Below are 14518 nucleotides of genomic sequence, written 5' to 3' on the forward strand. Positions count from 1 at the left end.
ACAATATATGAAACGTATCATAAATAATATAGTTTTCAGCGTTTTTGTCCTCGCAGCAATCTTTGCTTTGAACGCTTGTACAAATAAACATACAGAGGACGACGGACATAATCACGGTAGCGAAGCAGTAACGACAACGGACGAACACGAAGAAGAAAACGTTGCGGTACTGACCGATGAACAGATAAAAGCTGTAGGTATCGAAATCGGGATGATTGAACAGAAACAATTATCCGCAACATTGAAAGCCAACGGTGGATTGAGAGTACCCAACAGCAACAAGGCAAATGCAACTTCAATGTTTGGCGGCGTTATCAAATCCCTCAACGTGGAGATAGGCGATTTCGTGAAGAAAGGTCAGGTCATCGCCACTATTTCCAATCCGGAATTCATACAATTACAGGAAGAATACCTAAGCATCAATAGCAGGATAGAATTTGCAGAGCAGGAAGTCGCAAGACAAAGAGAGCTGAACAAGGGAAATGCAGGTGCAAAGAAAAACCTGCAAAGTGCCACATCTGAATTGAACACGTTGAGAACACGAAAAGCATCGTTACAACAACAAATCCAAATGATGGGCATTAATCCGGCTTCCCTGTCAAATTCCAGCCTTAAATCCTCGTTGGTCGTTACAAGTCCGATAGGCGGTACGGTAAGTAACGTTTTTGCCAAAATCGGAAGCTATGTAGATGTGTCTTCGCCTATTGCCGAAATAATAGAGAACACAGCATTGCACTTGGACTTACAGGTTTATGAAAAAGATATTCCCCTAATCAAAATAGGTCAGAAAATAGATTTTGTCGTAACCAACAATCCCAATAAGACCCATTCTGCCGAAGTTTATAGTATAGGTTCATCTTTTAGCGGAGAGAGCAAAACCATTGCCGTTCACAGCAAAATTACCGGAGATAAAACAGGATTGATTGACGGAATGAGCATAACCGGAAATGTAAGTTTAGATGATGTATTAAGTACAGCTGTACCCAACGAAGCGGTTGTCAATGCAGACGGGAAATATTACATCTTTTTGGTCAAGGAGCAGGAAGAAGAACCGCACGACCATAAAGAGGGAGAGCCACACGACCATAAAGAAGATGAGGCTCAGGACCACGGTTCGGAAAATGGAACTCAATTTACAAGAATGGAGGTCGTTAAAGGTGCTTCTCAATTGGGTTACACGGCGATAACGCCTGTAGATGAAATTCCACACGGTACACATATCGTGATAAAAGGTGCGTTTTTTGTGAATGCAAAAATGAATGATACCGGAGAACACGGTCACGCGCACTAAAATAGTATATTATGAAAAAGAGCATTGAACAAAAGCTGTTGTCAAAGAACACCAATCCGACCAGTATGCGGATATTGGTGTATGATTTCTTGGAGCAACAGCAGACAGCGATGTCCTTATCTGAAATCGAAAGCCATTTTTATAAAGCAGACAGGGTTACGATTTACAGGACTTTGAAAACTTTTGAGGAAAAAGGCATTGTACACAGTATTCAGGAGAACACTACGGTTAAGTATATTTTGTGCCACGATGGGTGCGATGAAGAAACGCACAAGGATTGGCACTTACATTTCTATTGTAAGATTTGTAAACAGACAACCTGTAAGGAGGATTTTATAATACCGCAGAATGGAAACCAAAATTACCGTATTGACGAAATAAAACTATTTGGTAAAGGTATTTGTGAGAATTGTTTAAAGGAGAGTTTGCAATAGCATTGCAGGCTCTCCCTGCGTAACTTTGCGATAAATATCAACGTGTTATGGACAGCTATTTTAAAGAAACGAAAATCCTTGACTACTCAAACGTTTCTATACAAGAGCTATTGGAACAAAAAGGGTGGAAAGATTTGGACACTGTTTCAAGAATTAAAGCCATTTATAATTTTGTAAGAGATGAAATAAAATTTGGCTATAATGTTTCGGACGAAATACCAGCATCAGAAGTTTTGAAAGACGGTTACGGACAATGTAATACAAAGGCAACTTTGCTAATGGCGTTATTAAGAGCCACGGGAATACCTAACCGCATTCACGGTTTTACCATTGACAAAGCCTTGCAAAAAGGAGCTATTACGGGTATTTGGTACAAACTTTCGCCTCAAAACATCTTACATAGCTGGGTAGAAGTTTGGGTAAATGAGCAGTGGTATTTTTTAGAGGGCGTGATTTTGGACAAACCTTACCTCACGAAACTGCAAAAGCAGAACAGCGATTGCAAAACCACGTTTTGCGGTTTCGGGGTTTATACCGACAATTTTGAAAACCCACCGATTGAATGGGACCTCAACAATACATTTATTCAAGACAAGGGTATCAATCAGGATTTTGGTGTATTTGTCACGCCCGATGATTTTTATTCAAAGCACCAGCAAAAGCTAAATGATTTTAAGCTGTTTATTTTTCGCAACATCGTGAGGCATATAATGAATAATAACGTGGAAAGAATAAGAAATACAAAGTGTAACGAACCTAAAAAATAAAGGCTATGATAAATACAGATAAAAATCATAAACATACATACGATGCACAGGGCAGAATGACCTGTTGCACACAGGAAGAAAAAATTTACACCCAAGCAAGTGCAAAAGAATTAGTAAAAGAAAAGCATCAACACGAACACAGCGATGATGACGGACGCGACCACAGCCATAGCGAGAGCAGTCCAATGAGAATGTTTTTGCCGTGTATCATATCATTGGTATTGTTGCTTGTTGCCATTACATTTGATAATTGGTTGCCACAACAATGGTTTACAGGTTGGGTAAGGATTATTTGGTATGTGGTTGCGTATGCTCCCGTCGGGTTTCCTGTATTGACAGATGCGGTGAAAAGTATTAGAAAAGGAGAAATCTTTTCAGAGTTCTTTTTAATGGGCATTGCCACCATCGGGGCATTTACCATTGGCGAATACCCAGAGGGTGTTGCCGTGATGTTATTTTATGCTGTTGGAGAAGTTTTTCAGACAATGGCGGTTTCCAGAGCCAAAGCAAATATCAAATCATTGCTCGACCAAAGACCTGATGAGGTAACGGTTTTAAGAAACGACCAACCCCTAACTGTAAAGGCGGAAACCGTTAATATCGGCGAAATAATACAATTGAAACCGGGAGAAAAATTAGGTTTGGACGGAGAATTATTGTCTGAAACGGCATCGTTCAACACCTCAGCACTCACAGGCGAAAGCAAACCCGACACCAAAGCCAAAGGCGAAACGGTTTTGGCAGGTATGATAAACCTTAATACCGTTGCACAAGTGCAGGTCACAACCGCATATATGGATAGTAAGTTGAGTAAAATTTTGGAATTGGTACAAAATGCCACTTCACAAAAAGCACCAACGGAATTATTTATCCGCAAGTTTGCGAAAATATATACCCCTATAGTGGTACTGTTAGCGGTCGCTATCTGTGTGCTGCCTTACTTTTTCGTAGCTGATTATGAGTTTAGGGATTGGTTGTACAGGGCTTTGGTATTCTTAGTTATTTCTTGTCCTTGTGCCTTAGTAATCAGTATTCCATTGGGTTATTTCGGTGGCATTGGAGCAGCGAGCAAAAACGGAATACTGTTCAAAGGAAGTAACTTTTTAGATAGCCTTTCCAATATCCAAAATGTGGTAATGGATAAAACGGGTACAATGACAGAGGGCGTTTTCAAGGTTCAGGAAGTGGTATTTGACAAAGCGTTCAATCAAGACGAAATCCTGCAATTGGTCAATGTATTGGAAAGCCACAGTACGCACCCCGTAGCGACAGCTATTCACGAATACGTGGGGGAACTGGATAGTACGATCCACTTAGAAAATACAGAGGAAATCGCAGGACACGGGTTGAAATCAACCGTAAATGGTAAAGACTTGTTGGTCGGAAATTTCAAGCTGATGAACAAGTTTGGAATACAATACGACTTAGATCCGAACAGCATCGTTTATACGACCATTGCCGTTGCTTACGATAACAAATTTGTCGGTTACATTACGATTGCCGACAGTATCAAAGAAGATGCAGAGAAAACCATCCGTTTATTGCATAAACTCAATGTGAAAGCAACTATGCTTAGCGGTGATAAAAGTACAGTTGTAAAGTATGTAGCAGAACAGTTGAGCATAGATAATGCTTTTGGGGATTTATTGCCCGAAGATAAAGTAAACAGGGTTAAAGAAATTAAAGCCAAAGGCGAAAGCGTTGCTTTCGTCGGCGACGGCGTGAACGATGCTCCCGTTGTGGCGTTGAGCGACGTAGGTATCGCAATGGGCGGTTTGGGAAGCGATGCCACTATTGAAACGGCAGATGTGGTCATACAAGACGATAAGCCGAGCAAAATCCCAATGGCAATCAATATTGGAAAAAAGACAAAGAAAATCGTTTGGCAAAATATCACATTGGCATTTGTGGTAAAAGGAATTGTATTGGTGCTTGGTGCAGGTGGATTGGCTACAATGTGGGAAGCCGTTTTTGCTGATGTGGGCGTGGCGTTATTGGCTATTCTTAATGCGGTACGAATACAGCGGATGAAATTTTAAAGGACGTCATTTATAAGCCTTGAAGAGAAAACAGAAAATACGCAAAAAGAAATATATCCCTGCTTCTGAAAACCCGTAACCGGGCGTATGGGTGTATTCAATATGGGACGAAATATCAGTGAACTTATTTAAACTTTTAATAGGATAAGTGCAAAGGCTAGATAATGCCAATTCAGCCATGAATTATCCAATTTGTCAAATCTGACCAGCAACGTTCTGAAGCTGTCCATCCAAGCGAAACACCGCTCGTTGACAAACCGCTCCTTATAGACCTGCAGATTGAAGTCCCGTTTCCTGCCAGCTTTGGGCATCTTCCTATTCCTGCTATTTTCCTTGATATTTAGTATCATTTTCCTGCGCTGGATGGCACGCCTAAGCGACTTGCTATCAAACCCTTTGTCAGCATTCTGTATACTGTTGTCCAAACAGATACCGCATTCCCTGAGATGGTTTATCATCATCCCGTACTGGGGAACCACCTGGTAGGGTCGTTATGGTTCCCGCTCAGGATACCGCCACAGGCAACCAGGATTTCGCGCCCGTCGGTCATCACCAGCAGATTGGAAGTCTTCCCCCTTTTGCGATGCTGGTAAGCGCTGCTTTCGGCTGGCCGCTCCACTAAACTGTGCGTGCCGTCTAGGTTCAATCGTTCGGTGTCCAGCCGGTCTCTCTGTATCCAGAGGTAGGCGGTGAACATTTCCCGGAAAACATCCATCCTGCACCATTTCCGGCAATAGTAATAAACCGTCTGCCAACTGAACGGCGGCTTAAAACCCCCTATATCAACAAACAAAAATTCCCACTGACAGCCTGTTTTCAATTTATGGACGATGCACCTGAAAATATCCCCCATATTGAATCGGCTGAGGAATCCTCTTCGGTTGACCGGAATAAAGGGCTTGATGCAATTTTCCATTTCCTCTTTTTGTAGCTTTGTGTACTTGCAGTTCATCTGTCTGTAATTTGTAGTGTGGTAACTCTAAATTACAGCTTTTTGAACTGCTTGCCTTTTTAAATCAAAAAGTTAAGTACATGACAAAAACCGAAAGATATTGACGGCCAATTTATTGTAACCCGAGAGTAGACATTCAGAGAGATAATCGAGTCCATATTTGAATACCGATACGGCTCTTCTTCCGTGCTTTTTCACCTTTATCGGTTTAATGTGTTCGTCTATGTAGTCGCCGATCCGGTAACACCATATGAATGCGACCATGGTAAGCATGATTAACTTTTCCAGCCTGTCCAAAGCGGTGACATGTGTATCCTCGATGTTGAACCCGCTTGATTTCAGCGCCCTGAATAGCGTTTCGACCTGCCATCGCTGCCTGTAATACGCCAATGCCTCCGCGGGCCTGTTGAATGAGACCAGTATGAGGAATTCCACTTTCCCGTCCACCACCGTCTTTGTTGCCGACAGATAGCAGAGCTCCCCGTGCATCCTGAGGATGTGTTCATAATGCCTGGCGCGGCCTATCCCGACATCGCCGAACAGGTGCCATGCGGCCACCTCCTTTTGCTTGCGTGGCAGGAACACCCTGAAGTTGTTGCGTATCCTGATATGGTAGCGGATATGGTTGGCATTGAGGAAGCCCAGCCATTTCTCCCCGATGAACTCCCGGTCGGCCAGCAGGCAATCGATGCGCACCGCGCCGAACCAGTCCATGAAGTCCCGTACCAGGCCGATCCGTTCCTCCGTACTGGAATTCCCCCGCTTGTCGAGCATCCTGAACATCAGCGGGATGGCCACGTTCCTGTAGCTTACCCCCAGCATCAGGATATTGATGTCACTATTCCCGAATTTCCAGTTCGTCCTGTCCATCACCAGCGTCAGTGGATCCTCATTTGGCAATAAGCTGAATATCAGTTTACTGATCAGCTTCATGGGTAGTTCCGCAGTAGCCATGAAACGCTGGATACGCCTAAAACAACTCGAAGCGGATGCCATGGAATCAAATCCAGCGGACAGCTTGGAGTAATTGACGGACTTTACCTTGCACAGCGCCGTTATGAACAGGCAGATGAGGCGGATCCTGGCCAGGTTGAGATCGCCCGCCAAGTGGGCTTTAAATACTGCCAGCAGTTGCGTATCTTTATCCTCGGGACTGGTATTCGTTTTTAAAGGCATTATGTGAGAAATAATCCTTTAATATACTGAATATCAGTCTTTTATTAAAATATATTCTGAGTTAATTTACTGTTTTTTAGGATGTTGTGATTTTTGTCATGTACTGAAATCAAAAAGTTTAAATCACTTCAGTGTTAAATTAATAATGAATTTCTGATTCGATATTATTGAGTGAAAGATTTAAAAGAACACTAGCAGGAAATGTAACTGACACTATAATGCTCATGGAATAAAAATAAATGGCGGATAAGAGAAACTTATCTGCCATTTATTTCAAAAAAAACGAACGGGTTTGAAAAATACCATTATCTTTGCAATAGTTTTTTTGTTTTTTACATGTTAAAAAGGATAAACATATTAATGATTATATGCTTATTGGGCTTTTTTATAATCCCAATGCAATCCTATGCGTGTAAATCGCATTCCAAAGAAATTGTTATCAAGGAGAAGTCATGTTGCAGTGCCAACAAGCAGCATCATTCGGAAGATCAATGTGAGAAAGACTGCTGTAAGTCTAAGGATGACACGAGCAATGAATGCTCTGGAAATTGTGGACCTACGTCCTGCCACAGCTCTTCTAATAGTTTTTCTGCAACACCTCCATTTTTTAGGAACGTTCAAAATCCTGTTTTTTCTAAAAGTAAAAAATCATACCCTTTATACAAAGAACCCTTTTATTCTTCAGGGGAATCTTCCATTTGGCAACCGCCTAAAATAAGTTAAATTAGTACTGTATAGCCATAGGTGTGCGAAATCGGTTGATTTTGCACCTATCCGCAATACATGTTTTATTAAAAGCCAGATCTGGCTTTTGATTATTTACCATTTTTAATACTTAATAAGGTTCCAAATGAAATCAATATCAAAAATATTGATGGTAATCACCGTATTACTATCCGCAGCAAACAGCTTTGCGCAAAACCAGAACGAGCAACATCACAACCATGGTGGAACAGCTCAAGCAAAGAATATTCCATCACAAAATTTATCACAATTACATGCCGTATTTGACAAGTATTTTTCCATAAAAGATGCTTTGGTAAACGCAGATGTAAATATAGCATCTTCAAATGCTACTGAATTAGCCACAGTTATTAAAACAGTGGATATGGGTGAACTTTCTCCCAAAGAGCATACCGTATGGATGAAGGTCATGAAGGAACTGTCTTTAAACACAGAAAACATCTCGAAATCGAAAGACGTCGTAAAGCAACGGAGGGCATTTGCCCTACTTTCTAAGAATGTCTATGAATTGGCAAACGCATCAAAGCAAAAAACAACTATGTACTACCAAAACTGCCCGATGTACAACGATGGCAAAGGTGCAACTTGGTTAAGTAAAAGTACGGATATCAAAAACCCGTATTACGGTTCAAAAATGCTGACCTGCGGTAGTACTATTGAAAAATTAAATTAGTCAGCCATTATGAGATGTCTATTGATTGGGATCGTTACTTCTATTGTAGTCATATTTAGTTCATGCAACAATAACCCTACACTAAAGGTGCAAGACAATACATATACTTCAAAAAGCTCAAATACAAATACCCGTGACCACAATGCCTTTGAAATGGGCGATGTAGTTCCGTCGGAAGAGGTATGCATGGTCAACAATGAATACATGGGCAAAAAACAATTTGAGGTAAATTTTGAAGGAAAAATATATTACGGATGTTGCCAGATGTGTAAAGAACGTATTCCAAAAGATCCTTCTACACGCGTTGCCATAGATCCATTTTCCAAAAAGCAGATAGATAAAGCGACTGCTATAATAGCAATTACGGGCAACAACGGGGAAGTATCATATTTTGAAAATAATACTACATATACAAATTACATAAATCAATTTTAATTATTAAAAACAGAAATCATGACAATGAAACATTTATTTGTAGGCTTACTAGCCTCATCCGTATTGACCTTGGCAGCATGCAATGGCGCTTCTGAAAAAAAATCAGAAAGCGACGTCCATACTGAAACAACGGTATCCAACGAAAGCAACGCTGCAAGCGACCAGGGAACTTTTTCGGAACTTTTTTCCCATTACCAGCACCTGACTTTTGCTTTGTCTTCCGATAATGATAAAGAAGCCGCAAATGCAGCTAAAGGCATGCTGGAAGCACTCCCCAAGATTAATACCGAGGGCTTTAGTGCAGAACAGAAAAGCACCTTCGATGACATCGCTGCTGATATTCAGGAACATTCGGAGCACATAGGTGATAACATAGGCAATATCGCTCATCAAAGAGAACATTTAGTGATCTTGAGCAAGGATTTTTATGATATAACAAAAGAATTCGGCACCGAAAAGCCCATGTACAAGATTTTTTGCTCGATGTACGATGACAACAAAGGAGCATATTGGCTGAGCGATAGCAAAGAGGTCAAAAACCCTTACTATGGTGAAGATATGCTAACATGTGGTGAAGTTCAGGAAGAACTGAAGTAAAAACGCTGATTAAGATTTGAAATTCAAATATCAGGTACCGGTCGATTTCTGTAGGCTGGTATCTGATATTAAAATGTAAACAATGTATATGTTATGCTTAAAAAAATTATCAAATATTTTTTGGAGAACCGGGTAATAACACTGTTATTACTTGTGGTTGTCCTGATATGGGGGCTGATTACAGCGCCCTTTAATTGGCATCAAAATGCGTTGCCGAGCGATCCTGTGCCGGTCGATGCGATTCCGAACATTGGGGAGAACCAGCAAATTGTGGCGACCGAATGGATGGGGAGGTCTCCCAAAGATATACAGGAACAGATTACCTATCCACTCACGACCTCCTTACTGGGCATCCCCGGCGTAAAAACAATCCGGAGCAGTTCGATGTTCGGCATGTCCTTCCTCTATGTCATTTTTGAAGAGGATGTTGAGTTTTATTGGAGCCGTTCCCGTATTCTGGAAAAACTGAATTCATTGCCTGCCGGCACATTACCATCCGATGTAACGCCCACGCTCGGGCCGGATGCCACGGCTTTGGGGCAGGTCTTTTGGTATACACTGGAGGGACGCAATCCCGAAACCGGAAAACCTACAGGAGGCTGGGACCCCGATGAGCTGCGCACGATTCAGGATTTCTATGCCAAATATAATTTGGCAGCATCGGAAGGGGTTTCCGAAGTGGCTTCCATCGGAGGTTTCGTAAAAGAATACCAAGTCGATATCAATCCAGATGCGATGCGCGCATACAATGTATCCGTAATGGATATCATGTCGGCTATCCAAAACAGCAACCTGGATATCGGTGCAGAGACGATCGAAATAAACAAAGCGGAATATCTGGTGCGTGGATTGGGCTACCTTAAAAGTGTCCAGGATCTGGAAGATGCCGTAGTGGCTGTGCGCAATAATGTTCCCGTAAAGATAAAAGACGTTGGGTTTGTCAATTTGGGACCCTCCACACGACGCGGTGGATTGGATAAGGAAGGCGTGGAAGCAGTTGGCGGTGTAGTAGTTGCCCGGCATGGAACCAACCCCATGGAAGTCATCAATAATGTCAAGGCGAAGATCAAAGAAATGGAGGCAGGTTTCCCTCAAAAAACATTAGAGGATGGGACTATTTCAAAAGTCACCGTCGTTCCGTTTTATGACCGCTCGGGTTTAATCCAGGAAACCATCGGGACGCTGGAAAATGCTTTAGCACACGAAATCCTGATCTGTATTATCGTTGTGATCGTGCTGGTGATCAACCTGCGAGCATCGATTCTTATATCCAGTATCTTGCCCATTGGCGTACTGGTGACCTTCATAATCATGAAACAAATGGGGGTCGAGGCGAATATCGTTGCCCTTTCGGGAATCGCCATTGCCATTGGGGTCATGGTGGATGTGGGGATTGTCTTTATCGAAAGCATACTACGCCATATGGATGAAGAAAAAGCCAAGGGTGTTGAGAGTCGGGGGAAAGCCTTTGTAAACTTGATTTCCACCGCTGTTGCGGAAGTGTCGGGTGCTTTGTCAACGGCGATGCTCACCACGATCATCAGCTTTTTACCTGTTTTTATGATGGAAGCACAGGAAGGTAAGTTGTTCGGTCCCTTGGCATACACCAAAACCTTTGCTTTGGTTTCAGCCTTTGTGTTAGGCATTATTATCTTGCCAACACTGGCTTATTATATATTTTCAATCCGTATCAATGGGAGTAAAGTTCGCCGGATAGCCAACTACGTTTTGGTGGTTGCCGGTATCGCTCTTTGGATCTATACAGGTGTTTTTGTCGCGTTCGCATTGACTTTGATCGGGGTCAACAACCTGTTTACACCAAGATGGAAAGGAGAAAAAATTGCCAACTACGTTAATGTAGCTATCACACTTTTTGTAGCGATGTATTACCTGACGGTTGAGTGGCTGCCACTCGGCACGCAGGCAAGCACCACACTTAACTTTGTGTTCGTATTCTTTGCCATTGGTTCCATCCTGGGAATGTTATGGGCATTGGTGATCTATTATGAACAGATCCTGCGTTGGTCACTTTCCAACCGGTGGAAATTCATGGCCATCCCTATCATTACTTTATTATTCGGAATGTTAGCATGGATGGGCGTAGAGAAGAGTTTTGGTTTTGTTGCAAATGGCTTCGAAAAGACAGGTTGGAAATCATTTCGGGAGACTGCCTTCTGGCAAAAATCCACCGAAACATTTCCCGGTATCGGGGAGGAATTTATGCCAAGCCTCAATGAAGGTTCTTTCCTTTTGATGCCCACCAGTATGCCGCATACTGGGATTGAACAAAACCTGCAATTGATCAGAACACTTGATAAACGTATTCAAAACATACCGGAAGTCGAACTTATCGTAGGAAAATGGGGCCGTGTGAATTCTGCACTTGATCCGGCTCCTACACAGATGTTTGAAAATACGATCAATTATATCCCGGAATTTTATCTGGATGAAGACGGGCATCGTGAAAGGTTCAAGGTAAACAGTTCCGGAGAATTCGTGTTGAAAGGTGACAAGACCTATGCTGTTTCCGATGGTTTCCGTTCCATACCACGGGACAGTCTGATTGAAGATAAAAGCGGAAAATTTTTCCGCAGATGGCGTCCTGAAATTAAAAAGGCCGACGATATATGGCAAGAGATCGTCAATGTTTCCCATCTGCCCGGATTGACTTCCGCTCCTAAGTTGCAACCGATAGAAGCGAGAATGGTAATGCTTTCTACGGGAATGAGGGCTCCGATGGGGCTAAAGGTTTCGGGTCCGGATCTGGAGTCGATTGAAATCGGTGGCAAGGCCTTGGAAGCAGCCTTAAAGGATGTTCCATCTGTTATGCCATCGACCGTTTTCTACGACAGGGCTGTTGGTGCACCCTATATCGAAATCCATCTGAACCGGGATAGAATGGCCAGATACGGTATTACCGTTGCCGAGCTTCAAGAAGTAATCAGTGCGGCAGTCGGCGGTATGACGTTGACCACTACAGTCGAAGGCCGGGAACGTTTTCCCGTTCGCCTGCGCTACCCACGAGAATTACGGGATGACCCGGATGCGTTGCGAAAAATAATCATTCCGACAGCTACAGGAGCTCAGATTCCATTGGGGGATGTGGTGGATGTTGAATATGCCAAGGGCGCTCAGATGATCCAAAGTGAAAATACCTTTTTGTTGGGTTATGTAATCTTTGATAAAAAAAGTGGCATAGCGGAAGTCGACGTAGTATACGAAGCGGATCAACTCCTAAAGGAAAAAATAGCGTCTGGAGAACTCGATTTACCCAACGGGGTGACGTATAAGTTTGCCGGAAATTATGAACAGCAAGAACGTGCCGCAAAAAGGCTAATGCTTATTATACCACTGAGTTTGTTAGCCATTTTAGTAATTCTCTACTTTCAGTTCCGAACGGTTACAGCATCGTTAATTCATTTTTCCGGTGTTTTTGTAGCACTTGCAGGTGGCTTTATTTTATTATGGCTTTACGGGCAGCCCTGGTTTATGGACTTCTCTGTCGGAGGGACAAATATGAGGGATCTGTTCCAGATGCACAGCATCAATCTCAGCATTGCCGTTTGGGTAGGATTTATCGCCCTGTTCGGACTGGCGACGAGTGATGGTGTATTAATGGGAACATACATCCACGATACATTTGAAGCACGGAACCCCAGAACAAAAGATGAAATACGGGAAGCAGTCATATACGCAGGCTTAAAGCGTGTCAGACCGGCAGCGATGACCACTGCTACAGCACTGATCGCCTTACTGCCTGTCCTGACCTCTACCGGTAAAGGTGCGGAAATCATGGTACCAATGGCCATCCCGACTTTCGGCGGCATGCTGATCCAATCCATGACCATGTTTGTAGTCCCGGTATTCCAGTGCTGGTGGAGGGAATCTGCCACGAAAAAAGAAAATAGAAAAAATAATAAAAATATAGCGAATGAAAACGAATAAGATAAATCGGTATATAACCGTGGCTGTATTAACAAGCTTAAGCATTTTTTCGCAAGCTTTAGCCCAAGACTACCCCACCGATTCGCTGTCCTATTATATACAAGTCGCAATCGAAAATAATCCGGGTGTAAAATCACAAAAGTATGCGCATGAGGCATACCTTGAAAAAATTCCGCAAGCCGGAGCATACCAAGACCCGGAATTGTCCATGGAAGCATATACGATGCCTATGGAAATTATAGGAGGGCGTTCTATTGGAAATGTAAGCTTGATGCAGATGTTCCCATGGTTTGGCACGAGAAAAGCAGCTCGCACAGAGGCTACACATATGGCCAATATGCAAGATCAACAGTATCGGGAAGCCATAAATAATCTGATCCTTCAGGTCAGCACACAGTGGTACACGATGCAAAAATTGAACGAGCAACTCAAGAATAATCAGGAAAACCAAGTGTTTCTTAAACAATTGGAACAATTGGCATTACGGAAATTCTCTGCGCCCTCAAGCACCTCGCAATCAAGTGCAGCACCCATCGTAAGCAGTAATACGCCTTCCTCACCAACCAGCTCTAGCACTCCATCGGGTATGGGAGGGATGAGTATGGGAGGAGGCACTTCAGCTCCTGCTACTAATCAGAATATGAGTATGCCGTCCGTTGGTGGCATGGGAGCAATGGAAGGTGGCTCCGGATCGGGTATGTCAGAGGTGCTTCGTATCCAATTGGAAATTGCCGAAATTGAAAATAACATTGAAAGTTTACATGCTCAGATTAAAGCCGAAAAGGCAAAATTCAATGCATTGTTAAATCGGGAAGCAACTGAAAAGGTCATGTTGGGACAAGAGATCCACAAGCTGAATTTTTTATATAGCGAGGAAGAAGCGCTGAGGGTTATTGAGACAAACAACCCTATGCTTGAAATGATTACCGAAGAAGGCTTGGCATTTAAGGCAAAAGCGGAAATGGATCGGAAAATGAGTTATCCCATGATTGGTATCGGTGTGGAATACATGGTTGTGGGAAGAACGAATAATTCAATGCTTGCCATGGACGGGATGAACGGCAAGGATATGGTTATGCCTATGGTTTCAGTGAGCCTGCCACTCTTCCGTAAAAAATACAATGCCCAGCAAAACGAAAGCAGGCTATGGCGAAAATCAAGCGAAGAGAACTTTAAAAACACCTTCAACACTTTGAAAAGCGAATTTTATAGTTTCAAAAGCCAATTGGATGATGCGGAACGTGTCATGGAACTGTACGAGAAACAAACTACGCTCGCCCAAACGACATATAACCTGATCGTAAAAGAGTTCGTTACAGGCAAAAGTGACTTGACCAACGTTATTCAGGTGCAGCGGCAATTACTGGATTATCAGCTTAGAAAAGCTGAGGCCCTTGCCAACTATAATACGATGGTTGTGTCAATAAAAAAATTATTAGCAGACCATAAATAATGCAATTATTTT

Annotated in this window: 12 protein-coding genes; 9 read left to right on the forward strand and 3 right to left on the reverse strand. The window is 42.7% G+C overall.

Annotation, left to right across the window (positions count from 1 at the left end; translation table 11 throughout):
- The first annotated feature begins 7 nt into the window (after nucleotides 1-7).
- The 4 genes from NGM62_RS03535 to NGM62_RS03550 are packed head-to-tail and all read left to right on the forward strand — an operon-like array spanning nucleotide 8 to nucleotide 4531.
- The gene (locus NGM62_RS03535) at nucleotides 8-1291 is read left to right on the forward strand and encodes an efflux RND transporter periplasmic adaptor subunit (RefSeq protein ID WP_262245839.1); all 1284 of its coding nucleotides are present in this window, start codon (nucleotides 8-10) and stop codon (nucleotides 1289-1291) included.
- A gap of 11 nt (nucleotides 1292-1302) precedes the next feature.
- The gene (locus NGM62_RS03540; RefSeq protein ID WP_094258248.1) at nucleotides 1303-1725 is read left to right on the forward strand and encodes a Fur family transcriptional regulator; all 423 of its coding nucleotides are present in this window, start codon (nucleotides 1303-1305) and stop codon (nucleotides 1723-1725) included.
- A 47-nt stretch (nucleotides 1726-1772) separates the two neighbouring features.
- Nucleotides 1773-2492 (forward strand): transglutaminase-like domain-containing protein, encoded by a 720-nt coding sequence (locus tag NGM62_RS03545; RefSeq protein WP_262245840.1) that lies wholly within the window; start codon nucleotides 1773-1775, stop codon nucleotides 2490-2492.
- A gap of 5 nt (nucleotides 2493-2497) precedes the next feature.
- Nucleotides 2498-4531: a heavy metal translocating P-type ATPase gene (locus tag NGM62_RS03550; RefSeq protein ID WP_262245841.1), complete on the forward strand. Its 2034-nt coding sequence runs from the start codon at nucleotides 2498-2500 to the stop codon at nucleotides 4529-4531.
- A gap of 128 nt (nucleotides 4532-4659) precedes the next feature.
- Here the strand turns inward: NGM62_RS03550 and NGM62_RS03555 are convergent, their stop codons facing one another.
- The 3 genes from NGM62_RS03555 to NGM62_RS03565 form a co-directional block, all read right to left on the reverse strand.
- Nucleotides 4660-4992 carry a transposase gene (locus NGM62_RS03555; protein ID WP_262245842.1) on the reverse strand — a complete coding sequence of 111 codons (333 nt, stop codon included), beginning with the start codon at nucleotides 4990-4992 and terminating at the stop codon, nucleotides 4660-4662.
- Nucleotides 4989-5447, reverse strand: a complete 459-nt coding sequence (locus tag NGM62_RS03560; protein WP_262245843.1) for a transposase — start codon at nucleotides 5445-5447, stop codon at nucleotides 4989-4991. Before NGM62_RS03560 ends, NGM62_RS03555 begins: the two co-directional genes overlap by 4 nt.
- A gap of 108 nt (nucleotides 5448-5555) precedes the next feature.
- On the reverse strand, nucleotides 5556-6659 hold the full coding sequence (locus NGM62_RS03565; protein WP_262245844.1) for an IS4 family transposase: 1104 nt from the start codon (nucleotides 6657-6659) through the stop codon (nucleotides 5556-5558).
- 850 nt (nucleotides 6660-7509) lie between these two features.
- On the opposite strand from NGM62_RS03565, the gene NGM62_RS03570 reads away from it, so the two are divergent.
- The 5 genes from NGM62_RS03570 (at nucleotide 7510) to NGM62_RS03590 (ending at nucleotide 14506) form a co-directional block, all read left to right on the forward strand.
- A complete protein-coding gene (locus NGM62_RS03570) occupies nucleotides 7510-8076 on the forward strand; it encodes a DUF3347 domain-containing protein (RefSeq protein WP_232046363.1) in 567 nt (188 codons plus the stop codon).
- 87 nt (nucleotides 8077-8163) lie between these two features.
- Nucleotides 8164-8511, forward strand: a complete 348-nt coding sequence (locus NGM62_RS03575) for a hypothetical protein (protein ID WP_245153192.1) — start codon at nucleotides 8164-8166, stop codon at nucleotides 8509-8511.
- 18 nt (nucleotides 8512-8529) lie between these two features.
- Entirely contained in the window at nucleotides 8530-9108 is a 579-nt protein-coding gene (locus tag NGM62_RS03580; protein WP_002993215.1) for a DUF3347 domain-containing protein, read from the forward strand.
- A gap of 93 nt (nucleotides 9109-9201) precedes the next feature.
- Entirely contained in the window at nucleotides 9202-13053 is a 3852-nt protein-coding gene (locus NGM62_RS03585; RefSeq protein ID WP_262245845.1) for an efflux RND transporter permease subunit, read from the forward strand.
- Complete coding sequence (locus tag NGM62_RS03590; RefSeq protein WP_262245846.1) at nucleotides 13040-14506, forward strand: TolC family protein; 1467 nt, start codon at nucleotides 13040-13042, stop codon at nucleotides 14504-14506. Before NGM62_RS03585 ends, NGM62_RS03590 begins: the two co-directional genes overlap by 14 nt.
- The last annotated feature ends 12 nt before the right edge of the window (nucleotides 14507-14518 follow it).

The sequence above is a fragment of the Parapedobacter soli genome, assembly GCF_025460835.1.
In the GTDB taxonomy this organism is placed as follows: domain Bacteria; phylum Bacteroidota; class Bacteroidia; order Sphingobacteriales; family Sphingobacteriaceae; genus Parapedobacter; species Parapedobacter soli.

Excerpts from the sequence above, each read along its gene's own strand:
- NGM62_RS03535 (WP_262245839.1), top strand. The coding sequence starts at position 8 with ATGAAACGTATCATAAATAATATAGTTTTCAGCGTTTTTGTCCTCGCA.
- NGM62_RS03540 (WP_094258248.1), top strand. The coding sequence starts at position 1,303 with ATGAAAAAGAGCATTGAACAAAAGCTGTTGTCAAAGAACACCAATCCG.
- NGM62_RS03545 (WP_262245840.1), top strand. The coding sequence starts at position 1,773 with ATGGACAGCTATTTTAAAGAAACGAAAATCCTTGACTACTCAAACGTT.
- NGM62_RS03550 (WP_262245841.1), top strand. The coding sequence starts at position 2,498 with ATGATAAATACAGATAAAAATCATAAACATACATACGATGCACAGGGC.
- NGM62_RS03555 (WP_262245842.1), bottom strand. The coding sequence starts at position 4,992 with ATGATGATAAACCATCTCAGGGAATGCGGTATCTGTTTGGACAACAGT.
- NGM62_RS03560 (WP_262245843.1), bottom strand. The coding sequence starts at position 5,447 with ATGGAAAATTGCATCAAGCCCTTTATTCCGGTCAACCGAAGAGGATTC.
- NGM62_RS03565 (WP_262245844.1), bottom strand. The coding sequence starts at position 6,659 with ATGCCTTTAAAAACGAATACCAGTCCCGAGGATAAAGATACGCAACTG.
- NGM62_RS03570 (WP_232046363.1), top strand. The coding sequence starts at position 7,510 with ATGAAATCAATATCAAAAATATTGATGGTAATCACCGTATTACTATCC.
- NGM62_RS03580 (WP_002993215.1), top strand. The coding sequence starts at position 8,530 with ATGACAATGAAACATTTATTTGTAGGCTTACTAGCCTCATCCGTATTG.
- NGM62_RS03585 (WP_262245845.1), top strand. The coding sequence starts at position 9,202 with ATGCTTAAAAAAATTATCAAATATTTTTTGGAGAACCGGGTAATAACA.
- NGM62_RS03590 (WP_262245846.1), top strand. The coding sequence starts at position 13,040 with ATGAAAACGAATAAGATAAATCGGTATATAACCGTGGCTGTATTAACA.